Source organism: Nocardioides bigeumensis, from assembly GCF_039531755.1.
GTDB lineage: Bacteria > Actinomycetota > Actinomycetes > Propionibacteriales > Nocardioidaceae > Nocardioides > Nocardioides bigeumensis.
The window spans coordinates 917,715-941,153 of the sequence record NZ_BAAAQQ010000013.1; the positions used below are offsets into that span (position 1 = coordinate 917,715).

Annotated in this window: 15 protein-coding genes; 2 read left to right on the forward strand and 13 right to left on the reverse strand. The window is 72.4% G+C overall.

The genetic code is table 11. The annotated features are described in order from the left end of the window. The first annotated feature begins 56 nt into the window (after positions 1-56). Positions 57-1,373 (forward strand): MFS transporter, encoded by a 1,317-nt coding sequence (locus tag ABD295_RS18630; protein WP_344305311.1) that lies wholly within the window; start codon positions 57-59, stop codon positions 1,371-1,373. Here ABD295_RS18630 and ABD295_RS18635 read toward each other — a convergent pair. From ABD295_RS18635 to ABD295_RS18680, 10 genes are all read right to left on the reverse strand, one after another. Continuing rightward, positions 1,370-2,839, reverse strand: coding sequence for a purine-cytosine permease family protein (locus tag ABD295_RS18635; RefSeq protein ID WP_344305312.1), 1,470 nt, complete (start codon positions 2,837-2,839; stop codon positions 1,370-1,372). The two genes, ABD295_RS18630 and ABD295_RS18635, sit on opposite strands and share 4 nt — an antisense overlap. Then, positions 2,836-3,657, reverse strand: coding sequence for a purine-nucleoside phosphorylase (locus ABD295_RS18640; RefSeq protein WP_344305313.1), 822 nt, complete (start codon positions 3,655-3,657; stop codon positions 2,836-2,838). Before ABD295_RS18640 ends, ABD295_RS18635 begins: the two co-directional genes overlap by 4 nt. A 4-nt stretch (positions 3,658-3,661) precedes the next feature. Beyond that, positions 3,662-4,282, reverse strand: a complete 621-nt coding sequence (locus ABD295_RS18645; protein ID WP_344305314.1) for an ACT domain-containing protein — start codon at positions 4,280-4,282, stop codon at positions 3,662-3,664. A 121-nt stretch (positions 4,283-4,403) separates the two neighbouring features. After that, on the reverse strand, positions 4,404-6,086 hold the full coding sequence (locus ABD295_RS18650) for a formate--tetrahydrofolate ligase (protein WP_344305315.1): 1,683 nt from the start codon (positions 6,084-6,086) through the stop codon (positions 4,404-4,406). Positions 6,087-6,222: 136 nt separating this feature from the next. Next, positions 6,223-7,989 (reverse strand): exodeoxyribonuclease V subunit alpha, encoded by a 1,767-nt coding sequence (gene recD, locus ABD295_RS18655; RefSeq protein ID WP_344305316.1) that lies wholly within the window; start codon positions 7,987-7,989, stop codon positions 6,223-6,225. Beyond that, the gene (locus ABD295_RS18660) at positions 7,986-11,345 is read right to left on the reverse strand and encodes a UvrD-helicase domain-containing protein (RefSeq protein ID WP_344305317.1); all 3,360 of its coding nucleotides are present in this window, start codon (positions 11,343-11,345) and stop codon (positions 7,986-7,988) included. The genes recD and ABD295_RS18660 overlap by 4 nt, the downstream gene beginning before the upstream one ends. A gap of 20 nt (positions 11,346-11,365) precedes the next feature. Continuing rightward, positions 11,366-14,668: an exodeoxyribonuclease V subunit gamma gene (gene recC / locus ABD295_RS18665; protein ID WP_344305318.1), complete on the reverse strand. Its 3,303-nt coding sequence runs from the start codon at positions 14,666-14,668 to the stop codon at positions 11,366-11,368. 40 nt (positions 14,669-14,708) lie between these two features. Further along, positions 14,709-15,332, reverse strand: coding sequence for a TetR/AcrR family transcriptional regulator (locus ABD295_RS18670; RefSeq protein WP_344305319.1), 624 nt, complete (start codon positions 15,330-15,332; stop codon positions 14,709-14,711). Between the two features lie 93 nt (positions 15,333-15,425). Further along, positions 15,426-18,821 (reverse strand): pyruvate carboxylase, encoded by a 3,396-nt coding sequence (locus tag ABD295_RS18675; RefSeq protein ID WP_344305320.1) that lies wholly within the window; start codon positions 18,819-18,821, stop codon positions 15,426-15,428. A 167-nt stretch (positions 18,822-18,988) separates the two neighbouring features. Further along, entirely contained in the window at positions 18,989-20,176 is a 1,188-nt protein-coding gene (locus ABD295_RS18680; RefSeq protein ID WP_344305321.1) for an exonuclease/endonuclease/phosphatase family protein, read from the reverse strand. 75 nt (positions 20,177-20,251) lie between these two features. Here ABD295_RS18680 and ABD295_RS18685 point away from each other — a divergent pair, with 75 nt between their 5' ends. After that, entirely contained in the window at positions 20,252-20,662 is a 411-nt protein-coding gene (locus tag ABD295_RS18685; protein ID WP_344305322.1) for a VOC family protein, read from the forward strand. On the opposite strand, the gene ABD295_RS18690 is transcribed toward ABD295_RS18685, so the two are convergent. Genes ABD295_RS18690 through ABD295_RS18700 form a run of 3 tightly spaced genes read right to left on the reverse strand, consistent with a single transcriptional unit; the run spans position 20,652 to position 23,365 of the window. Then, positions 20,652-21,833: a cysteine desulfurase-like protein gene (locus ABD295_RS18690; protein WP_344305323.1), complete on the reverse strand. Its 1,182-nt coding sequence runs from the start codon at positions 21,831-21,833 to the stop codon at positions 20,652-20,654. The genes ABD295_RS18685 and ABD295_RS18690 overlap by 11 nt on opposite strands. Positions 21,834-21,859: 26 nt before the next feature. After that, entirely contained in the window at positions 21,860-22,864 is a 1,005-nt protein-coding gene (locus ABD295_RS18695) for a YihY/virulence factor BrkB family protein (RefSeq protein WP_344305324.1), read from the reverse strand. 24 nt (positions 22,865-22,888) lie between these two features. Then, positions 22,889-23,365 (reverse strand): hypothetical protein, encoded by a 477-nt coding sequence (locus ABD295_RS18700; RefSeq protein ID WP_344305325.1) that lies wholly within the window; start codon positions 23,363-23,365, stop codon positions 22,889-22,891. Positions 23,366-23,439 lie beyond the last annotated feature (74 nt).

The following is a 23,439-nucleotide window of genomic DNA, read 5'->3' on the forward strand; positions in this document are numbered from 1 at the left end:
TCCACCCTGGCACCTCGAGGCGTCCGGACGGTCCATGATGTGGCCGTGATGTGCCCGTGACGGCGACCGCCGGCGAGACCGGGGTGCCCCGGCCCTCCGCGCTCGACGAGCCCACCAGCGCCCCGCCGGCCCCCTGGGTCGGCGCGCTGACGCTGGTCAACCTCGCGATCTTCTCCGGCTGGTTCGGGCCGATCCAGGTGCTGCTCGCGGAGCAGGCGCGCGAGCTCTCACCGGACCACAAGGAGGCCGTGCTGTCGGTGGTCCTGCTGGCGGGCGCCGTCGTCTCGACCATCAGCAACCCGGTGTTCGGTGCGTTCTCCGACCGCACCACCCTGCGGATGGGCCGGCGGCTGCCGTGGGTGCTCGGTGGCGCGGCCGGCGGAGCCGCGTCGCTGCTCGTGCTCGCGGTCGCACCGAACGTCGCCGTCATGGTGGTCGCCTGGTGCGGCGCGCAGATCGCCATCAACGCGATGTACGCCGCGGTGACCGCCGCCGTGCCCGACCAGGTGCCGGTCGGGCGGCGGGGCCTGGTCGGCGGCTTCCTGGCGATCGCGCAGACGCTCGGGATCCTCGTCGGCGTCGGGATCGCAGGGGCGACCGGGAGCATCGCGCTCGGGTACGTCGCCACCGCGGCTCTGCTCGTGCTGCTCGTGGTGCCGTACGCCGTCGGCTCCCGCGACGTGGCGCTCCCCGAGGGGCACCATCCCCCGCCGTTCTCGCTGGTCGGACTGTTCAGGTCGTTCTGGATCTCTCCACGTGACCACCCGGACTTCGCCTGGGCTTGGGTCACCCGGTTCCTGGTCAACTTCGGCAACGCGGTCGGGACGCTCTACCTCCTCTACTACGTCACCGACGGTCTCGGCTTCAGCGACGACGACGGCGCCGGTCGGGTGCTGGTGCTCACGGGCCTGTACGCCGGCACGACCGTGGTCACCACGGCGGTCTTCGGCCACTGGAGCGACCGGATCGGCAAGCGCAAGATCTTCGTGATCTGGTCCGGGATGTGCGCCGCCGTGGCCGCGCTGATCCTGGCCGTCCCGCAGACCTGGCCGTCGGCGGTGGTGGCCGCCGTCGTGCTCGGCTGCTCCTACGGCATCTACACCGCGGTCGACTTCGCGCTGATCACCCAGGTGCTGCCGGACGCCGTCGACCGGGCCAAGGACCTCGGCGTCATCAACATCGCCAACGCCCTGCCGCAGGTCTTCGCCCCGGCCCTGGCCGGTCTGCTGCTCACCGTCGTCGAAGCGCTCGGGGGCAGCGTCGCCACCCGCGGCGACGCCTGGTCCCTCGGCTACGGCCTGCTCTACGGCGTCTCCGCCGTCGCCTCCGTGCTCGGCTCCGTCCTGGTCACCCGCATCCGCTCCGTGCCCTAGGCCTCCTGCCGGGCGACCGTCGTACGCCGGGCCAGGTAGGCGACCGCGAAGCCGAGGACGAGGGCGGCGAGGACACCGAGGTTGGCGAACGCCCAGGCGCCGTCCTTGCCGCCGAGCCCGAGCGGCTCGAGCAGGTAGCCCTGCCAGTTGTTCCACGACGCGTCGTCGGAGAACGTGTTGATCACCAGTCCCCAGCCGATCAGCGAGACGGCGACCAGGGTGCCGACAGAGACCCAGTCGACGGCGCCGTACCGGCCGCGCGCGTCGAAGAGCGCGTCGTCGTCGTAGTCGCGCTTGCGCAGCGCGATGTCGGCGATCATGATCCCCGCCCACCCGGCCAACGGGACACCGAGCGTGATCAGGAAGCTCTGGAACGGGTTGATGAAGTTCTCTGCGAAGAAGACGACGTAGATCGTCCCGATCGTCAGGATGACGCCGTCGATGAACGCCGCCGCGGGGCGCGGGATGCGTACGCCGAGCGAGAGCAGGGTCAGGCCGGAGGAGTAGATGCCCAGCACCGCTCCGCTGACCAGGGCGAGGACGGCGGCCAGCAGGAAGGGCACCAGGAACCACGTGGGCAGCAGGGTCGCGAGCGTGCCGATCGGGTCGGCGGCGACGCCGTCGAGGATCTCTGCGGACGAGCCCGCGAGTGCGAGCCCGAAGCACACCAGGAGGACGGGGGCGAGCGCGCCGCCGAAGGTGTTCCAGAAGACGATGCCGCCGTTGGCGGCGTCACGCCGCTGGTAGCGCGACCAGTCCGCGGCGATGTTGATCCAGCCGAGGCCGAAGCCGGTCATCACCATGACCAGGGCACCGATCACGGACTGGGTCGAGCCGGACGGGATGGCGCTCACGGCGTCCCAGTCGACGTCGTCGACCGTCATCAGGATGTAGACGATCGACACCGCGCCCGTGAGCCAGGTCAGGACCGCCTGCATCCGCATGATCAGGTGGTAGCCCGCGACGCTGGCCGACACGATGAGAGCCGCCACCACGGCCGCCGCGACGATCTTGGTCCCCGTGCCGCCGCCCCAGCCCAGCCGGTCGAAGACGGTCGCCGTCGCGAGGACGGCGAGGATCGACAGGAACGTCTCCCACCCGATCGAGACCAGCCACGAGAGCACGCCGGGCAGCTTCTGCCCGTTCACCCCGAAGGCGGCACGGCTCAGGATCATCGTCGGCGCCGAGCCGCGCTTGCCGGCGATCGCGATGATCCCGCACAGCAGGAACGACACGACGATGCCGACCACGGCGACGAGCACGCCCTGCCAGAAGGAGATGCCGAAGTAGAGGATGAAGGCGGCGTAGCTGAGCCCGAAGACCGACACGTTGGCCGCGAACCACGGCCAGAACAGGTCGACGGGGCGGGCGGTCCGCTCGGACTCGGCGATGATCTCGATGCCGGTGGTCTCGATGCCGGCCCGGCGTGCGCCAGTGACATCGGTCGGGCGGGTGGTGTCGGTCATCCGCGTGCTCCTTCGGTGATCCCCTCGGTCAGGAGGGCAGCCAGCAGTGGCCCCAGCCGTGCGGCGGTCGACTCCGCGGCTCTCACGACCTCGCGCGGGTCGGTGACGTCGCCGCCGCCCTCGATGGCCGTGACCGTCGAGAAGCCGACCACCTCCATCGAACACTCTCGTGCCGCGATCGCTTCCGGCACCGTCGACATGCCGACCATGTCGCCACCCACCCGGCGCATCCACTCCGCCTCGGCGGCGGTGTTGTAGTGCGGGCCGACGAGCTGCGCGTAGACGCCCTCGGTGAGGCCGGCATCCAGACGCCGGGCGATCGACCGCAGCCGGGGCGACCAGGCGTCGGTGAGATCGACGAAGGTCGCACCCTCGACAGGCGAGGTGGCGGTCAGGTTGAGGTGGTCGCTGATCAGCACCGGCTGGCCGATCTCCCAGTCCGGCCGCAGCGACCCGTTGGCGTTGGTGAGCAGGACGAGTCTGACCCCGAGAGCGGCAGCGGTCCGTACGCCGTGCACGACCGGCCTCGGTCCGTGGCCCTCGTAGAGATGGGTGCGCCCGGACTGCACCAGCACCGCGCGACCACCGAGGTCGAACACCAGCAGCTCGCCGCGATGGCCTTCCGCGACCGGCGCCCGGAAGTGCGGGACGTCGGACGCGCGGAGGCGCAGCACCGGCTCGCCCCACGACTCGACGGCCGGTCCCCAACCGGAGCCCAGGACGACGAGGGCGACGTACGCCGCCTGGCCGGTCTGCTCGGCGAGGTGTGCCGCCGCCTCGCGCGCTTGGTCGAAGGCGCTGGGTCCCGTCGGTGACACGGGCTCAGGATCGACTGATCGACGCGGCCAGGGCAACCAGGTGGGCGAGCCGGGCCAGCTCGCTGTCGAGGAACTCGGGCCCGCCATCGCGCCCCAACACGACGAGCCCGTCGTCGCCGAGCGGGGCTCCGCAGTGCAGGGTCACCCCGTCCTCGCCGGACGCGGGCAGCCGGTCGGCGGTCTTGAGCTCGGTCCACCCGATGGTGCGCGGCGCGGCGTCGGTGGCCATCAGCACGCGCCCCCCGCCGTCCGAGCGCTGCAACCGGGCCGCCCAGTCGACCCGGAACGTCACCGGCAGCAGCCCCACGAGGGTGTCCAGAGCAGACGCCGGATCAGCGGTCAGCTCCTCGACCACCTCGAGGTCGAGGAAGAGGTTGCCGCCGGCGGCGTACCTGCTGATCCAGATCACCTCGACGCCCTCGAGCGACTGGCAGGCCGAGACCACCGAGTCGGGCATCGCACCGGGTGCCATCTCGAGGAGCACGTCGTCGACGGCCGTCCCGTCGTGGCGCTTCTCGACGATCTCGATCGCCTCGATGTCGCCGCCCGCCTCACCGATCGCGGTCGCGACGCGGCCCAGGGAGCCCGGGACGTCGGGCAGCGCGACGCGCAGCAGGAACGGCATGACGTGGGGTCTCCTCGGGTGGGGTCGGCTCCACGCTAACCGTCGCGTGTTTCGGCGACATGACCGGCGTCCACCCGTCGGTCCGTGCCGGTGAGATCCCCCGGCTGACCGGGGAGTCTCATCACGAAAGCCCGGTCACCACGCCCTCGTCGTCGACGTCGATGTGGGCCGAGGCGGGGACCTTCGGCAGGCCCGGCATCGTCATGATGTCGCCGGTCACCAGCACGATGAAGCCCGCACCAGCGGAGAGCCGCACCTCGCGCACGTCGATGGTGTGGCCCGACGGCGCGCCGATCGCCTTGGGGTCGGTGGAGAAGGAGTACTGCGTCTTCGCCACGCACACCGGCAGGCCGGCGAACCCGTCCGCCGCGATCTGCGCCAGCTGCTTGCGGGCCTTGGCCGCGAAGGTGATCCCGGCGGCGCCGTACAGCTTGGTGGCCAGTGCCGTGGCCTTCTCCTCGACGGTGGACTCGTCGGGGTAGGCGAACCGGAAGTTGGGCGCGCCCTCCTTGAGCTCGTCGAGCACGCCCCACGCGAGCGCCTCGGCACCCGCGCCGCCGTCGACGAAGTGGGTCGCCGGGAACGCCTGGAAGCCCAGCGCTTGGGTGAGGTCGCGCAGCAGCTGGATCTCCGCGTCGGTGTCGGTGGGGAACCGGTTGATCGCCACGACCGCCGGGAGCCCGAAGACGTTGCGCAGGTTGTTGAGGTGGCGCTCGATGTTGACGAAGCCGCGGCGCAGCGCGTCGGTGTCCTCCTTCTGGAGGTCGGGCAATGCGACGCCGCCGTGGAACTTCAGCGCGCGGACAGTGGCCACCACGACGACCGCGTCGGGACGCATGCCGGACTTGCGGCACTTGATGTCGATGAACTTCTCCGCGCCGAGGTCGGAGCCGAAGCCCGCCTCGGTCACGACGATGTCGGCCAGCTTGAGCGCCGTCCGCGTCGCGATCACGGAGTTGCAGCCGTGGGCGATGTTGGCGAACGGTCCCCCGTGCACGAAGACCGGTGAGTGCTCGAGGGTCTGCACCAGGTTGGGCGCCATCGCGTTCTTGAGCAGGACAGCGATCGCGCCCTCGGCACCGAGGTCGGCGGCGGTGACCGGCTGCTTGGTCCCGCGCGTGTGCGCGACGACGATCCGGGCGACCCGGCGCTTGAGGTCCGACAGCGACTCGGACAGGCAGAAGATCGCCATCAGCTCCGAGGCGACGACGATGTCGAAGCCGTCCTCGCGCGGGTAGCCGTTGGCAGTGCCACCCAGGCCGACGACCAGATGGCGCAGGGCGCGGTCGTTGAGGTCGACCACGCGCTTCCAGGTGATGGACCGGACGTCGATGTCGAGCGCGTTGCCGTGGTGGACGTGGTTGTCGATCAGCGCGGACAGGAGGTTGTTGGCCGCCGCGATCGCCGCGAAGTCGCCGGTGAAGTGCAGGTTGATGTCGGTCATCGGGACGACCTGCGCGTAGCCGCCACCGGCCGCGCCGCCCTTCATCCCGAAGACTGGACCCATCGAGGGCTCGCGCAGCGCACCGCACGAGCGCTGGCCGATGCGGCGCAGCGCGTCGGTCAGCCCGACGGTGGTCGTGGTCTTGCCCTCGCCCGCGGGGGTCGGCGAGATGGCGGTGACCAGCACCAGCTTTCCGTCGGGCCGGTCGGCCAGGGTGCTGATGTAGCCGAGGTCGATCTTGGCCTTGTCGTGCCCGTAGGGCACCAGGACCGAGGCGTCGTCGATGCCGAGCATCGAGCTGGCGATCTCGGAGATGGGCTTCAGGGTCGCGGCGTTCGCGATCTCCCCGTCGGACAGCATCAGGTGGGTCTCCTCCCCTTCAGCGTCACTCCTCTTTGACTGATCGGTTGATCAAACCGAGAAGTGACCCAGGGCACAGTACGGGAGCACGTGCCCGCCGTCGATGGGTCGAAGGCCACCGCGAGCCAGGCGTCCTCTAGGGGGCGTCCTGAAGGCGCTGCCGCAGGCCGGACGCGCGTACGGCGCGGCGCTCGACGGCCGCGCGGACCTCGGCCTCGGTGCCGACCACCCGCACCAGGCCACGTGCCCGGGTGATCGCGGTGTAGAAGAGCTCGCGGGTCAGCAGCCGGGAGTCCTCCGGCGGCATCAGCACCGTCACCTCGTCGGCCTGGCTGCCCTGGCTCTTGTGGATGGTCATCGCGTGCATCGTCTCGACGTCGCCGAGTCGGCCGGGGGCGACCTCGACGGGGCCCGAGGTCGCCTCGAGGGCCGCCCGCAGCCCGGCGCCCCGGCGTACGGCGACACCGGCATCACCGTTGTAGAGGCCCAGGCCGTAGTCGTTGGCGGTGACCAGCACAGGGCGTCCGGGGTACCACGCCGACCAGATCCCGACCCCGGTCTCCTCGCTGATCCAGCGCTCGGACAGGCGGTTCCAGTGGTGGACGCCGCGGCTGCCGTCGCGGTGGGCGCAGAGCAGCCGGTGGCCATCGAGCAGCCGCAGCGCGGTCGGGGCGTCGCCCTGCTCGGCGGCACCGCGCAGCGCGAGCATCCGCGGCAGCAGGGCCTCGCGCAGGTGGGGAACGGGATCGGCGTCCTCGACGAGGACGACGTGCTCACCGCCTGCCCGGAGCAGGTCGATCACGGCATCGGCGTCGCCGCGGCGCACGGCTGCCGCGAGCGTGCGGATCGACTCGCCGAAGCGGTGCGAGGTGGACAGCGCCGCGATCCGCGTGTCGGACCGAGCGCCCAGACCCTCGACCAGGTCGGCCAGCACGGCCCCGGCCTCGACCGAGGTCAGCTGGTCGGGGTCGCCCACGAGGATGAGCCGGCTCTCCGGCCGCACCGCCTCCAACAGCCGGGCCATCATCGTCAGCGAGACCATCGAGGTCTCGTCGACGACGACCACGTCGTGCGGCAGTCGGTTGTCGCGGTGGTGCCGGAACCTCGTGGAGGAGTCGGGCCGCGAGCCCAGCAGCCGGTGCAGCGTCACCGACCGGAGATCGCCGAGCCGGTCGCGGTCGACGGAGGGAAGCCGCTCGACCTCGTCACGCACCGCCTGGTGCAGGCGCGCCGCCGCCTTGCCCGTCGGCGCGGCCAGCGCGATCCGCAACGGCGGGTCGCCCGCGACCTGGGTCTGCTCGGCCAGCAGCGCCAGCAGCGCCGCGACCGTGGTGGTCTTGCCGGTGCCTGGGCCGCCCGTGAGGACGGTGGTGCGCTGGGAGAGCGCGATCGCCGCGGCTGCCCGCTGCTCGTCGTACCCCTCGTGCGGGAAGACCCGAGCCAGCCCCGCGTCGAGGGTGGCGCTCGCGTCGGTGCTCAACGCGGGCAACGGCGGCCGGCCCAGCAGGTCGGCGCAGACCTGTTGCTCCTCACGCCAGTAACGGTCGAGGTAGAGCATCCGCCCGCCCTCGATCCGCAGCACGCGGGGCTCTCCCGCGAGCGCGCTGGCCGTCACCGCCTCGACCCACTCGGGGCCACTCGGCCAGGCCAGCTCCTCGGCCCCGGTGTCGCCGGCCACGGTGTGGAGGTCCACGCACACGGAGCCGGCGCGTACGGCGCGGGCGGCTACCGCGACCGCGAGCGCGACCCGCTCGTCGTCGTCGCCGGCCAGCGACGTCAGCCGTCGAGCCACGTGCACGTCGGCGGCCTCGAGGACGCCTGCCGCGTTGAAGTCTGCGAGCAGCCCGGTCGCTCCCAGGGCGAGCCGGGCGTCGTGCGGGTCGTCCACGCCCAAGGCCGTCATGTCGCGAGCCTTCCGTCGAGCAGGTCGGACAGCGCGACCACCAGCGCGGCTGGCGGCCGCCAGCCGAGCACGCCCGCCGGGTGTCCGTCGGTGAGCGGGGTGTCAGGACCGCACATGCCGCGGAGGTAGAGGTAGAGCACGCCGGCGAGGTGGCGGGCGGGGTCGTAGCCGGGCTGGCGCCAGCGCAGGTAGCGGTGCACGACCGCGGCATAGAGGAGGGCCTGAAGGGGATAGTCGGAGTGCAGCATCGACTCGACCATGCGGTCAGGCGAGTAGTGCGCCGTGGTCAGCGGCTGGCCCTGCTCGCCGAGATGGTTGGTCTTGTAGTCGACGACGAGATAGCGGCTGTCGCCCCGCTGGTCCGGGTCAGGGACGCGGAGCACCACGTCGATGGAGCCGGTCAGGTAGCCCCGCAGCGGCTGGTCACCCAAACCGGGCTCGAGCAGCCGGTCGGCGTAGGCACGGAAGGGGTCAGCGGCGTCGAGGTGGGTGACGAGCAGCCGGCCAACGTCGGCCAGCGTGACGTCGGTCCCCGATCGGACGTCGCCGCCGGCGAGCGGGATCTCGAAGTCGAGCTCGCGCAGCCGGTCGCCGAACCCGATGTCACCGAGCGTGAGCCCCGCAGCGAACGGTCCGAGCGGCGTGTGGTGCAGGGGCACCAGCGCCTCGGCGATCGCGTCGGCGGAGGCGTCGACGGGCCACCACGGCAGCTGGTCGGTGACGTGCCGGGTGAGCTCGGCGAGCAGGTCGCCGGCGTGCGGGTCGGCCCCCTCGAGAACCGCGTGGACGAGCGACCCGAAGGTCGCGCTCGAGGGGAGGTCGGTCATCGGCGAGACCAGGTCGCCGTCTGCTGACGACGATCCGGTGGCCGCATCGGCGGACGGTTCGCCGAGGGCCAGGTCGGTCGCCTCGTCGTCGAGCGGGGTGTCCTCGGGCTCGCTCGACGTGCCGATGCTCGGCTCGGCGGCGCGGACCAGTCCGGAGTAGGACGTGCGCGTCCAGGTCACGTCGATCGGCCGCGCGAACCGTCGTACGCCCAACCCTTGCGGCGACGCCACCGCCAAGGGCGCGTCCGCGCCGAGAACGGCCGACTCCTCGACGACCGGTCCGCCCTCGGCCTCCCAACGCCGGAACACCGCCAGCGCCTCGAGGTCGGTGACCTTCGGCTCGCACCGGTCGGGGACCGCCGCCGCGTCACGCACCCGGCCGCGCAACAGCCGGGACAGCCCGCCGTTGGGCTCGTCCCAGGTCGGGGCCCACCAGGCCACGACCTGCGACTGCGCGCGGGTCAGCGCGACGTAGGTGAGCCGGATGTCGTCGCCGGCGACCTCGCTGCGGGCCAGGGCCTCGATCTCACGGAAGCCGGCCCGACCCTTGCCGCCGATGTCGAGGCAGCGCTCCCCCGCGGTCACGAGGTCGCGGTGGAAGAGCAGGTTGTCGCGCTCGGGGATGTTGCGGTTGAAGGCGAAGGGGAGATAGACGATGGGGTACTGCAGCCCCTTGCTCACCCACACGGTCATCACCTGGACCGCCGCCGCGTCGGAGTCGAGACGACGGTTGCGCTCGGTCGTGCGGCGCTTGTCGCTGCACTGGACCCGCAGCCAGTCGAGGATGGCCGGTTGACCGAGCCGCTCGCGCTGTGCCGTCTCGTGCAGCACCTGGGCCACGTGGGCGAGGTCGGTGAGGTGGCGTTCGCCGCCCTGCCAGCCGAGGATCCGCCGACCCAGCCCGGCGACCTGGGCGGCCTCGAAGACGGCGGCCAGGCCACGCTCGCGGGCATGGTCGGACCAGACCCGCAGGGTGTCGGCGATCCGGTCGGTGAGCTCGTCGCCCCCCTCGGCGATGCTCTGGGCGGTCTCGCCGAAGAACATCGTCGTCGCGGCCGCGCGCACCAGCCCGCTGCGGTGCGGCTGCTCGAACGCCTCGAGGAGGCGCAACCAGTCGCCGGCCGCGACCGAGGCGAAGACGTCGGTGTCACCGGTGTAGACCGCCGGGATGCCCGCGTCGGCGAGCGCGTCGCGACACACCCGCGCGTCGCGGTGCGCCTCGACGATCACGGCGATGTCGCCTGCGCCCACCGGGCGGCCGTCGTACGTCGCGTCGCCGGCCAGCAGCCTGCGGATGTCGGCCGCGAGGTCGCGGGCGATGTGCTCGCGGGCCACGTCCATCTGGATCGTGCGGGTGCCGGAGAGGCCGAACTTCTCGCGGGTCACGACGCGCAGGCGGAAGGGGTGCGTCTGCGGGCCACCGGCCAGGCGGTGCTCCTGCCGGTGCGCCTCGATGGGGCGGACGACGATGTCCTCGTGGCCGAGCGCGGCGCCGCGCATCACGACCTGGAGGCGGTCGACCAGCGGCTTGTCGCTGCGCCGGTTGGTGTCGAGGGTCTGCCGGCTGGTGGCGGCCTCGCGGGCGCGGAGGTAGGTGGCGATGTCGCCGCCCCGGAACGCATAGATCGCCTGCTTGGGGTCGCCGATCAGGACGACGGTCGCGTGGCCGACGAACGCGTGCTCCACCACCTGCCACTGCACCGGGTCGGTGTCCTGGAACTCGTCGACCATCACCACGCGCCAGCGCCGGCGCATCCGGTCGGCCGCCGGCGAGTCGGGGACGGCGAGCGCGGCCGCCAGCCGGGTCAGCAGGTCGTCGTAGCCGAGCACCCCGAGTCGGCGCTTGCGCCGCTCGAGCTCGGTCAGCACGTCACGGGCGAAGCCGACGCGCACGGCGGCCGTCGTGCCGGGCTCGGGCTCCTCGGGAGTCAGCGTCGTGTGGGGGTTGGCCACCACCTCGCGGGCCAGGACCAGGGCGGCGTCGCGCGTCAGCACCGGGGCGTCGCGGTCGTGGCCGAAGCGGCGGAGGTAGAGGTCGTCGACGACCTCGGCCACCAGCTCGTCGAGGCTCTCCACGAGGGTGACGCCCGAGTCGGAGTCACCGGCGACGCCGAGGGAGGCCAGCACCAACCGGCAGAACTGGTGGGTCGTCGCGATGGTGGCGGCGTCGAAGCCCGCCAGCGCGTCGCGGACGCGGTGTCGCCGCTCGGTCAGCTCGGCCTCGGTGCCGTTGGCGAGGTGGCGCAGGAGCTCGTCGTCACCAGCCCTGGCAGGGTCGGACGGGTCGTCGAGGACCCGCGCTGCCGCCACGAGCTGGTCGCGCACCCGCTCGCGCAGCTCCTGGCTCGCTGCCCGACCGAAGGTGATGAGGAGCATCTCGTCCAGCCGCGCGGCGCCCTCCGCGACGAAGCGGGTCACCAGCCCGGCGAGCGCGTAGGTCTTGCCGGTGCCGGCGCTGGCCTCCAGCACGGTCGTGCTGGCTGTCGTGGGCAACGCGCCGAGCAGGTCGAAGGACTGCAGGCTGCTCACCGGCCCACTCGCAGCGCCGTTCACAGGGCTCCCCGCTCGCAGCGCAGCAACGGCAGCCACACCCGGGCCGCCCAGGCGCCGAGGCGCGTCGACTCGCCCTCGACCTTCTCGTCGGGCCGGGGGGTGCCGAGCAACACCGACAGCGGGGCGTGCTGGCCCCACACCCGCACCTGCGCGGGGTCGGCGTCCTCGCCCGGGTAGCGGCCGCTGCGCCAGCGCTTCTCGGCCGCCGGCAGCGGGTCGTCCCCGATGTGTCGCGCGGACGCCCACGCGAACGAGGTCTTCACGGGCAGGGGCAGCGGCTCGCGACGGCCTGCGTCGTAGACCGCCACGAGGTCGCGCAGCAGCACGTCGGGCGCCTGGTCGGCAGGCCCGATCAGCCGCTGCGCGGCCGAGGCCCCGCGCGGCGGGCGGCCGATGACCAGGGCGGTCCAGTTGTGGTCGGGGCGGCCGGCGCCGAGGGCGAGCAGCCTGAGCCAGGCCTCGATCAGGTGCTTGCCGTCGAGCCTGGAGTAGCCGACCGACACCAGCCGATCGGCGTAGACCGGGCCGACAGTGCCGGTCAGCCGGCGCCCACCGCCCAGGTCCACGTCGACGTCGTAGGTCGCGGGCGCGACCTGCCGGTGCGTCAGCGCCGCCATCGCGAGCGCCATCGCCTGCTCGCGGACCTGCTGCGCCTTGCGCCAGCCGAGCTGCCCAGGCGGCAGCGCGCCGCGGCGCCACTCGAGCTCGAGCGCCTGGTCGGGATGGACCATCCGGAGCATGTCCGCCAGCATCCGGTCGCCCACGCCCCAGGCCTCGAGCTGGTCGATCTCGACCGGCATGGCGTCGGAGACGCCGTCGACCTCCCACGGGAGGGTGATGTCGAGCGCCCGGAAGAAGCCCTTCACGGGGTCCTTGAAGAAGGCGACGAGCTCGTCGAGGGACACGTCCGCCGGCGGCGGAGCGGCCAGGCGCTCGGCGAGGAAGTCGGGTCGACGCGGTCGCGACCTGGCCACGGCCTCGGCAGCGGGCAGCAGGGTGGGGTCGAAGGTGAACGGCCCGTCGCTGCCGAGGGCACCCGGCGTCACGTTGCGGACGTCGAACGGCTGGAGCGGGTGGCGTACGACGACGCGCTCGCGCACCGGCGCGGAGGTGGTGAGGTCGAGGGCGTCGAGGATCTCGCCCAGAGGCACCGCGGGCGGCCGAGCCTGACCCGAGTGCTCGTCGGCGCCGGTGTAAGTGATGACGAGCGTCTCGGTCGCGGCGCCGATCGCGTCGAGGAGCAGCTGCCGGTCCTCGGAGCGGATGTCGCGCTCACCGGTCAGCGGCTGCCGCGCCAGCACGTCGTCGCCGTCGGCGAGGCCCACCCGGGGGAAGATGCCGTCGTCGAGCCCGACCAGGCAGACGACCCGGTGTGGCACCGAGCGCATCGGCACCATCGTGCAGACCGTGAGCGTGCCTGTGCGGAAGTTGGCCCGCGTGGGGCGGCCCGCCAGGTGGTCGGCCAGGAGCGCGCGCACGTCGGGGAGCCGCATCGGCAGGTCCGCACGGTCGCCTGCGTCGGTGAGCACGTGCGCCAGCTCGCGCTGCACCTGCGCCACCTGCCACTGGTCGTCACGGTCGACGTCGGTCAGCACGGCCACCCCCTCGCGCAGCGCGCCGATCCAGGACCGCAGCGGGTGGGTGCCGGTCAGCCGACCACAGACGGCGGCCAGCCGGTCGACGTACTCCGCCAGGCGGCCGGCCAGGTCGACCCGGTTGCTGCCCACGTCGTCGAGAGGGAGCGTCGTGCCCAGCCAGGCGCGGGCGTCGTCGGACACCGCGACCCCGGCGAGCACCCGGTCGACGCCGAACTCCCAGGTGTTGTGGACGATCCCCTCCAGCCCGTAGGGCTGGCGGTGGGCACGGTCGAACCCCCACCGCACCCCGGCCTCGCGCACCCAGTCGGTGACGGCGTCGAGGTCGTCGTCGCTGAACCCGAACCGGCGCCGCACCGGCTCGGCCTGGGCGAGGTCGAGCACCTGGCTCGCCGGCGCGCGGCCGCCCGCCAGGTCGAGGAGCGCGGCCGCCACCGAGAGGAGCGGGTTGGTCTGGGTGAGCGCGCGGTCGGCGAGGCGGACCCGCAACCGGTGAGCGGGGTGACCACCTTCGACCACGTCACCGAGCCCGAACCCCGCGGTGATCAGGGGCGCGTAGGTCTCGATGTCGGGGCACATCACGAGGATGTCGCGGGGCTCCAGCGTCGGGTCGTCCTGAAGCAGGCCGAGCAGCACCTCGCGGACGACGTCGACCTGCCGGGCCGCGCCGTGGCAGCTGTGCACCTGGACCGACCGGTCGCCGGGCGCCAGCACCCGCCCCTCCGGCCGCAACGCGTCGGCGCGCAGGTCGTCCTGCAACCACCCGAGCAGCGTCGCAGGCGGGGTCGGGCCGCGATGGTGGTGGTCCCGCGCGGACAGGGTGCCGAGGCCCCGCTGCAGCTCGCGCAGGTCGCGGCCGAGGGTGGCGAGCAGCGGGTGTCCGACGAGCCGGTGTCCGACGTCCTCCCGCCGAGGGACGGCGCCGACCAGCCCCGACGCCGCCTGCCACTGCGGGTCGCTCGGATGGGGCAGCCACACGTGCAGGTCGTGGTGGGTGGACAGCGCGCCGAGCAGGTCGAGGTCGGTCACCGACAGCCGGGTGTGCCCGAAGAGGGAGACGCGCGGTGGCAGCTCGGCCGGCCCCTCTCGAAGCCGGGTGACGGCCGCGGTGTGCCGCGCGAGGGGGGTGGGCGCCGCCACCCGCTCGGCCAGGGCTCGCCACAGAGGCGGTTGCCACGCCAGATCGGGATCCAGGTCTGCGCCGGCGCCGTCGGTCGCATGGCCCTCGGACCAGTCGGCCAGCACGCGCGGGCGCTGCGCGGCGTACGAAGCGAAGAGGCCCGCCAGCCGCCTGGCGACGGAGTAGCGACGCCCCCGCCGCAGCTCGGCCTCGTCACCCTCGAGCCGATGCCCCAGGTGAGCCGCCAGGCTTCCTGCCCACGGCTCGTCGAGACTGGCGTCGAGGGTCTGCAGCAGCGGCCAGGCCAGCGCGTCGGGAGCCCAAGGGTCCTCGTCGGTCGTCCCGGTGAGCTCGGCCACCAGGGAGCGCGGGTTGCGGAACTCGACGCCCGCGCACACCCCGTCACCCGCAGAGCCGGCACCCAGCACGTGGGAGAGCCGCTGGCTCAACCACCGCTCGACGCCCTTGGCCGGCACCAGCACGAGCTCCTGGGCGAACGGGTCGTCCAACGGCGTCGACAGCATCACGCCCAACGCGTCGGCGAGCACGTCGTTGCGCGGCGCGCGGTGCAGGTGGAGTGTCATCGCGGCTCACCCTAGGCGGGACCGCCGACGTTGGCCGCTGTCAGGCGAGCAGCGTCGGCATCAGCGTGCGCGCACGCTGATGGATGGTCGAGAGCGCGGTCTCGTCACCGACGATGTGGCCGAGCAGGGCCTTCTCGAAGATGCCGTCGAGGACGGCGTACGTCGTGCCGGGGTCGTACGCCAGCTCGCCGCCGGCGAGCTCGGCATAGCGCGACACCACCCGCCACACCATCTGCTCGAGAGTGTCGTCGATCTCCAGGACCGCCTCGCGCAGCTCGGGCTCGAACATGGACTGGGTGCGCAGGTCGTACCAGAGCCGATGCATCGGCGCCTCGTCGGTCAGCGTCTCCACGAGCTTGTCCGCGAAGGCGTCGGCCAACCCTTCTGCGGTCGTCGACTCCTCGACGATGGCGTCGTACCGCGTCACGCACCGGGCCTTGTAGTGGCGCACGCAGTAGACGATCAGCTCGACCTTGTTGGCGAAGTAGTAGTGCACGACGCCGTGGGAGAACTCGGAGTTCTGCGCGATCTCACGCAGGCTCGTGCGCGCGTAGCCCAGCTCACCGAGGGTCGTCAGCGCCGACTCGGCCAGCTGGTCGCGCCGCTGACCGTGCTTGTCTGCGGGATCGCGACGACCCTGGCGAGTGGCGCTGGCAGCGGGCACGGGCGACATCGTACGGCGAACGGCCGATTCGGTAACGCCGCGCCGGGTGCGCTCGAGTCGCTGTAGCGGGACCTGAGCGTCCGCGCCGCGGCGTCACCCGCGGACGACGACGACCAGGTCCCCACCGTCGACCGGTTGTACGGCGGTGAGCGCGACCCGCTCGACCGTGCCGGCGACGGGCGTGGTGATCGAGGCCTCCATCTTCATCGCCTCGATCGTCGCGACGGTGTCGCCGGCCGCGACCTGCTGGCCCTTCTCGACCACCACGGTGACGGTGCCCTGGAAGGGCGCGGCGACCTGGCCCACGTCGGAGGGGTCGGCCTTCTCGGCCGTCGCCACCGCGGACGCGACGCTCCGGTCGCGGACGCTGAGCGGCCGCAGCTGGCCGTTGATGGTGCACATCACGGTGCGGAAACCGCGCTCGTCGGGCTCGCTGACGGCGTCGAGGCCGAGCAGGAGGGTGACGCCCTCGCCGAGGGTGACGGTGTGCTCGGCGCCGGCCCGCAGGCCGTAGAGGTAGTCGAGGGTGGCGAGCACCGAGACGTCGCCATACGTCTCGCGAGACTCCAGGAACTCCCGCGTGGGCCCGGGGAAGAGCAAGGTGTTGAGGGTCGCGCGCCTGTCGTCGCGCAGCCCTGCCTCCTGGTCGTCGGTCAGGACCGCGACGGGCTTCTTCCACGAGCGGCCCTCGAGGGCCTTGGTGCGGAACGGCTCCGGCCAACCCCCGGGCGGGTCCCCGAGCTCGCCGTTGAGGAAGCCGATGACCGAGTCGGGGATGTCGAACTTGCCAGGGTTGTCGGCGAACTCGGCCGGGTCGGCGCCGACCGCGACGAGGTGCAGGGCCAGGTCGCCGACGACCTTGGACGACGGCGTCACCTTCACGACGTTGCCGAGGATGTCGTTGGCGGCGGCGTACATGTCCTCGATCTGCTCGAACTTCTCGCCGAGGCCCAGCGCGATCGCCTGCTGGCGCAGGTTGGACAGCTGCCCGCCGGGGATCTCGTGGGTGTAGACCCGGCCGGTCGGCGACGCGAGCCCGGACTCGAAGGGTGCGTACACGCGACGCGTCGCCTCCCAGTAGGGCTCGAGCGCGCAGACCGCCTCGAGGTCGAGCCCGGTCTCGCGGTCGGAGTGGTCGGTCGCGGCGACGAGGGCCGACAGGGCCGGCTGCGACGTTGTTCCGGCCATGGACGCGGTCGCGGCGTCGACGGCGTCGACCCCTGCGTCGATGGCGGCGAGCAGGGTCGCGAGCTGACCACCCGGGGTGTCGTGGGTGTGCAGGTGCACCGGCAGGTCGAAGTTCTCGCGCAGCGCGCTGACCAGGCGGCGGGCAGCAGGCGCCCGCAGCAGGCCCGCCATGTCCTTGATGGCCAGCACGTCGGCACCGGCGTGGACGATGCGCTCGGCGAGGGCGAGGTAGTAGTCGAGCGTGTAGAGCGTCTCGCCCGGGTCGGAGAGGTCGCCGGTGTAGCAGAGGGCGACCTCCGCGACCGACGTACCGGTGGCCCGTACGGCGTCGATGGCAGGGCGCATCTGGTTGACGTCGTTGAGCGCGTCGAAGATCCGGAAGACGTCGATGCCGGTCTGTGCGGCCTCGGCGACGAAGGCGTCGGTGACCTGGTTGGGGTACGGCGTGTAGCCCACCGTGTTGCGGCCACGCAGCAGCATCTGCAGGCAGATGTTCGGCACCGCTTGGCGCAGCGCCGCCAGCCGCTCCCACGGGTCCTCGGACAAGAACCTCAGCGCGACGTCGTACGTCGCCCCGCCCCACGCCTCGAGCGACCACAGCTGGGGCGTCGTGCGCGCCACGTGTCCGGCGACCCCGAGCAGGTCACGGGTGCGGACGCGGGTGGCGAGCAGCGACTGGTGGGCGTCGCGGAAGGTCGTGTCGGTGACGGCGACGTCGGTGCGCTCGCGCAGCGCGCGGGCGAAGGCCACCGGCCCGAGCTCGAGGAGCTGCTGGCGTGAGCCGTCGGGCACGGGGTCGCTGAGCTCGAGCGGCGGGAGCTTGGAGACGGGGTCGAGGCTGACCGGCGCGGGCCCGTGCGGCTGGTTGACGGTGACGTCGGCGAGATAGCTGAGCAGCTTGGTGCCCCGGTCGCCGGACGAGCGCGCGGTCAGCAGCTGCGGGTGGGTCTCGATGAACGACGTGGTGACGTTGCCCGCGGCGAAGTCGGGGTCGTCGAGGACCGCCGCCAGGAACGCGATGTTGGTGGAGACGCCACGGATCCGGAACTCCGCCACCGCCCGCCGGGCGCGCGCGACCGCGATCGGGAACGTCCGCCCGCGGCAGGTGAGCTTGGCCAGCATCGAATCGAAGTGGGCGCTGACCTCGGCGCCGGTGTACGTCGTGCCGCCGTCGAGGCGGACGCCGGCCCCGCCGGGAGAGCGGTACGTCGTGATCCGGCCCGTGTCGGGACGGAACCCGTTGGCGGGGTCCTCGGTGGTGATGCGGCACTGCAGGGCGGCGCCCCGCAGCTGGATCGCGTCCTGGCTGAGACCGAGGTCGGCCAGCGTCTCGCCGGACGCGATGCGCATCTGCGACTGCACGAGGTCGACGTCGGTGACCTCCTCGGTCACGGTGTGCTCGACCTGGATGCGCGGGTTCATCTCGATGAAGACGTAGTTGCCGGCGGGGTCGAGCAGGAACTCGACGGTGCCGGCGTTCTTGTAGCCGATCTCCTTGGCGAAGCGCACCGCGTCGGCGCACATGCGGTCGCGGAGCGCGGGGTCCAGGTTGGGCGCGGGCGCGATCTCGACGACCTTCTGGTGCCGACGCTGCACCGAGCAGTCCCGCTCGAAGAGGTGGAGGACGCCCTCGTCAGGACCGGCGCCGGTGCCGTCGGCGAGGATCTGCACCTCGATGTGGCGGGGGTCGACGACGGCCTGCTCGATGAAGACGGTGGGGTCTCCGAAGGCCGCCTCCGCCTCGCGCATGCAGGTCTCGACGGCCTCGCGGAGAGCTCCCGGCTCGTCGACCTTCCGCATGCCGCGGCCACCGCCGCCCGCCACGGCCTTCACGAAGAGCGGGTAGGGCATCGCGGCCGCCGAGGCGATCAGCGCGTCGGCGTCGGTGCCCGGCGCGACGCTGGCCAGGGTCGGCACGCCGGCAGCCTTCGCGGCGGCGATCGCGCGGGCCTTGTTGCCGGTCAGGGTGAGCACGTCTGCGGACGGTCCGATGAAGGTGATGCCGGCGTTGGCGCATGCCTCCGCGAGCTTGGGGTTCTCGCTCAGGAAGCCGTAGCCGGGGTAGATCGCGTCGACGCCCGCTCGGACGGCGACTGCCACGATCGCGTCGGCGTCGAGGTAGGCCCGGACCGGGTGACCGCGATCGCCGATCTGATAGGCCTCGTCGGCCTTGAGCCGGTGCTCGGACCAGCGGTCCTCGTAGGGGAAGATCGCCACTGTCCGCGCGCCGAGCTCGAAGGCCGCCCGGAAGGCCCTGATGGCGATCTCGCCGCGGTTGGCCACGAGAACTTTCGAGAACACGGGCGGGCTCCCTTGGTGGCGTGGTGGTGGGCGCGGGGGTCGAGACGGGGCTTGAGGGGATCAGCCTAGGCAACGCCGCGCCCGGCGGCGTACGTCCGTCCGAGTGCTGGGTGCGCTGTCGTGCGTGGTTGGTCCATCAACAGCGGAGCCGGCAGGAACCCCGTCGCTCACAGCCCGCGCAGGCGCAGCACCACACCGGCGTGGTCGGAGGGCCACAGGCCGGTGGCGGGGTCGCGGTCGGACAGCTGGTCGCCGACCACCTGGCCGCGGTCGACGCCGAGCCCGTCGCCGGAGGCGGTCCGCGCCAGGACCAGGTCGATGCGGTGGTCGAACCTGGCGGCGCTGGTGTCCTTCACCCGCTCGGACAGCCCTGAGGTCCACCCCTCGGAGGCCGGCGCCCACTCGAGCCACTGGTCGGTGAGACCGCCGGCGCCGACGAGCAGGTCGTACGGCGCGTTGTGCGGCACCGTGTCGGTCGGCTTGGTCGAGCCGTTGAGCGGGTCGGTGTTGCAGTCGCAGACGAAGACCACGGTCCGGTCGTCGGGCAGGGCGCCGACGAGCTCCGAGGCCTGGGCGAGCGCGAGGTCCGAAGAGAACGCCTCGAAGTGGCTGTTCACGAAGCGGAACCGCTCGGCTCCGAGCCGCACGTCGACCCACTGGAAGCCGCGGTCGAACCGCATCTGCTTGCCGGCCACGGTGACGGCCAGGTTGTGCGCGAACACCCGGTCGCCCTCACCGGTCACGCGGAGCCCGTTGTCGGTGCGCGCGAGGATCACGTCGCGCATCGTCAGGCGCACGTCGCGAGGCTGGACCAGTGCTCCAGTGCTCGGGTTGATGCCGAAGGACGGCGCCTCGACGTCGGCTCGGTCGCCGACGCTGACGGCGGCGTACGACGCCCCGCGCGCGGCCAGCTCGTCGAGCAGCATCTGGAGGAAGTCGTAGTCGACCGTCTGCGCGTCGAGCTCACCGACGCGGTCGAGCTGGAGCGGACCGGACCGCCAGAGCGCGACCTCCTGCAGGCCCACCAGGTCGGGCGCGGCCGCGACGATCTCGTCGGCGAGCAGGCCGGCGCGCACGCCGAAGTCGGTCTCGTCGACGATCCCCCGCGTCACGTGGGTCGCGGTGGCCAACGCGGCCACGATCTCTGGGAGCGTCTTGCCCTGCGCCTGCGCGACCAACGCGGCCTCGACGGGCCTGTTGATGTTGGCTCCGAGGTAGAGGTTGCGGGTCATCACCGTGACGGGCTTGCCCGGCGGGTTCCCCTTGGGTGCCGCCGTCGCGGGCGCGGCGAGCAGGGGGACGGCGAGCAGGACGGATGCGGCAGCAGTCAGGAGCCGGCTCACGGAGAGGCGCATAGGGACACCTTGCGCCACGCTCCTGCCCGAAGTCCACGGGTACCCGGCTCCTCGACATCGGCCTACGCTCCCGACATGAGCGAGGGCCAGGGACAGGTTCGACAGCTGCGCGTGGTCGTGGAGGCCGAGGACTTCGAGCAGGCCGCGCAGTTCTACCGCGACGAGCTCGGCCTCGAGGTCGAGCTCGACCTCGAGAGCGAGGGCGGGGCGCACGTGCTCATCCTGCACGCCGGACGGGCCACCCTCGAGCTGTCCAACCCGGCGCAGGTCGCCCTGATCGACGACGTGGAGGTGGGCAGGCGGGTGAGCCCGCACATCCGCCTGGCCTTCGAGGTGGTCGACGCCGACGCCACCACGAAGAGGCTGGCGCAGGCCGGTGCCGACGTCATCGCGGAGCCCACGCGGACGCCGTGGGACTCCGTCAACGCCCGGCTCGCGGCCCCCGCCGGGTTGCAGCTGACGCTCTTCGAGGAGCTCAGCGACTGAGCGCGTCCCCCAGCGCCACGAGCAACCGGTCGACGTCGGTCTCGTCGGTGTACGCCGACAGCCCGACGCGCATGCCGCCCTCGTCACCGAGCCCGAGGTGGCGCGACGCCTCCAACGCGTAGAAGTTGTCGGCGGGCGCGACCACGCCGCGCTCGGCCAGGCTGGCGCTGACCTCGTGCGCGTCGATGCCGTCGAAGGTGAGCAGCGCCGTCGGCGTACGCCGCGCCGGGCGGCCGTGCACGGTCACGCGCTCCAGAGCGCCGAGACCTTCGAGCAGCCGCGCCATCAGCGCGCGCTCGTGCGACTCGACCGCTGACATGCCGAGCGACTCGGCGACCTCGACGGCCGCGCGCACTCCGGCGAGCAGCTCGTAGGGCAGCGTCCCGAGCTCGAACCGCTCCGGGACGACGTTCGTCGAGGGCAGCAGCTTGTCCGGGTGCATCGACTCGAGACGCTCGGGGGTCGAGGCGAGCACGCCCAGGTGCGGGCCGAAGAACTTGTAGGGAGAGCAGACCAGGAAGTCGGCGCCGAAGCCGTGGAAGTCGAGCGGGGCGTGCGGGGCGAGGTGCACGGCATCGACATACATGAGCGCGTCGACCGCGTGGGCCGCCGCTGAGATCGCCGGGAGGTCCGGTCGCGTCCCGAGCAGGTTGGACGCCGCGGTCACCGCGACCAGCCGGGTCCGCTCCGAGAGGAGCGGGGCGATGTCGTCGAGCTCGCAGGTGGTGGTGTCGAAGCCGAGCCAGCGCACGGTGGCCCCTGCCCGCTCGGCCGCGATCACCCAGGGGCGGACGTCGCCGTCGTGGTCGAGCCGAGTCAGCACGATCTCGTCGCCAGGGCCCCACTCGCGAGCGAGGATCCGCGCGACGTCCATCGTGATGGCCGTCATCGATCGGCCGAACACGATGCCGCGCGGGTCACCCAGACCGGTGAAGCGCGCCATCGCCGCCCGCGCACCCAGCGTGATCTCGTCGGCCAGCCGATCGGGGGCGGTCAGACTTCCTCGCTGGCACAGCCCCGACCGCATCGCGGTGGCCACCGCGTCCGCGACCGACGCGGGCGTCAGCGACCCACCCGGTCCGTCGAACCTGGCGAGCCCGGCCGAGGGACCCTCCACCAGCGCCGGGAACTCCTTGCGCACTGCCGCCACGTCGTAGGTCATGACCGCCATGTTGTCAGGGTCGTCAGGGCCGGGACTCACTCGTCCCGGTCACCGAAGTCGACGTTCACTGTCTCGAAGCCCTTGTGGCGCTGCGCCTGGGCGTACGCCGTGTAGGCCCGCCGGTCGGCGTCGGTGAGCTGGACGGCGTCGGTGAACGGCGTCAGCAGCGCACGAGGCCACAGCCGCCGCTCGAGGACGACGTTGAGCTCGACGCCAAGCAGTCCCATGACCGAGGCGAGGAAGAGCAGCGCCATCAGACCGAGCACGACGCCGAACGTCTGGTTCAGGGCAGAGGCGTTGGCGAGGACCCGGCCGACATAGATCGCCCCGCCGACCTGCAGCAGGTGCCAGAGGGTGGCGGTGAGCAGCGCGCCCGGCAGGGCCTTGCGCGTCCCAGGTGCGCGGGCGGCGCCGAGCCGGTGCAGCACGGCGAGGAAGGCGGCGACGACCAGGACGCTCGCCAGCCGGGCCAGCCACCGCAGCGGGGACGCCTCGAACGCCCCGATCACGCTGGTGCTGCTGACCAGCACCGACAGCGTGGTCAGCCCCAGGATCGAGAGGCCGCCGATGGTGACCACGAGCAGGCTGCGCAACCGCAGCAGGAAGGGATTGGGCCGGCTGTTGCGCGGCACCCCCCACGCGATGTTGAGCGCGTTCTGCACCGCCGAGCCGAGCCCGATGGCGCCGTACAGCGCGGCGATCGTGGCGATCACGACGGTGGAGGTGGAGCCGCGCAGCCCCTCGGGCGTGCGGAACTGGTCGCCGATGATGGGGAACTGGCTCAACGCCGAGTCGAGCACGCGCTGCTGCAGCTGGGGGTCACCCTGCAGCACGAAGCCCAGGATCGAGCTGCCCAGCAGCAGCAGCGGGAAGATGGCGAAGAGCGCGTAGTAGGTGACGATCACCGACAAGTACGTCGCCTGGTCGTCGACGTACTTGTAGACCACCGCGATCGGCAGCCCGAGCGCGGACCAGCGCCGCTGGGCGCGGTCCACCGGGCCGATCCGGGGACCGGACACCGTCCCCTCGTCATCGGTCACCTGTCCAGGGTGACAGGCGGGTCTCTACGGGCAGTAGCCGTAGTCGCCCGTCTTCCACGGAGTGAACTTCACCGCGTTCTGGGAGATCGAGTAGGTGCCCATCACGGTCGTGCCCTGAAGGACGCTGTAGTTGACGGTGACGTCGTAGCTGCTGGGGCTCTTGTCGGTCAGGAACCGCACCAGCATCGTGCCGCCCGACGCGGGGATCGAGGACGTCAACGGCTCGGCCGGTGACGTGGCAACGCCCCCGACGATCAGGCTGTCGCCCCGGAAGGAGTAGCCGGGCCCTCCGGGGGAGGTCAGCGTGAGGGGCAGGTTGTAGTAGTAGACGTTGCCGCCCGTCGTGCTGCCCTTGCCCGGGCACTTGGTCCCGGCGGCGAGCGTCGCCAGCGGCACGATGTAGGAGACGGCGGCGTACGCCGGGGCCGCCACGCTCACCATCACGGCCGGAGCCGCCCACGCGGCACCTCGCGCCACCGTGCGTCTGCTGACCTGCGCCATCGCGTCCTCCACCTCGAGCGGGCCCGCCCGGGGTGCGGTGCCTCGCCACGTCTCGCGGTCCGCCTAGGTGCGGC

Excerpts from the sequence above, each read along its gene's own strand:
- ABD295_RS18700 (WP_344305325.1), bottom strand. The coding sequence starts at position 23,365 with ATGGCGCAGGTCAGCAGACGCACGGTGGCGCGAGGTGCCGCGTGGGCG.
- ABD295_RS18635 (WP_344305312.1), bottom strand. The coding sequence starts at position 2,839 with ATGACCGACACCACCCGCCCGACCGATGTCACTGGCGCACGCCGGGCC.
- ABD295_RS18685 (WP_344305322.1), top strand. The coding sequence starts at position 20,252 with ATGAGCGAGGGCCAGGGACAGGTTCGACAGCTGCGCGTGGTCGTGGAG.
- ABD295_RS18680 (WP_344305321.1), bottom strand. The coding sequence starts at position 20,176 with ATGCGCCTCTCCGTGAGCCGGCTCCTGACTGCTGCCGCATCCGTCCTG.
- recC (WP_344305318.1), bottom strand. The coding sequence starts at position 14,668 with ATGACACTCCACCTGCACCGCGCGCCGCGCAACGACGTGCTCGCCGAC.
- ABD295_RS18690 (WP_344305323.1), bottom strand. The coding sequence starts at position 21,833 with ATGGCGGTCATGACCTACGACGTGGCGGCAGTGCGCAAGGAGTTCCCG.
- recD (WP_344305316.1), bottom strand. The coding sequence starts at position 7,989 with ATGACGGCCTTGGGCGTGGACGACCCGCACGACGCCCGGCTCGCCCTG.
- ABD295_RS18650 (WP_344305315.1), bottom strand. The coding sequence starts at position 6,086 with ATGCTGTCCGACGGGGAGATCGCGAACGCCGCGACCCTGAAGCCCATC.
- ABD295_RS18645 (WP_344305314.1), bottom strand. The coding sequence starts at position 4,282 with ATGCCGTTCCTGCTGCGCGTCGCGCTGCCCGACGTCCCGGGCTCCCTG.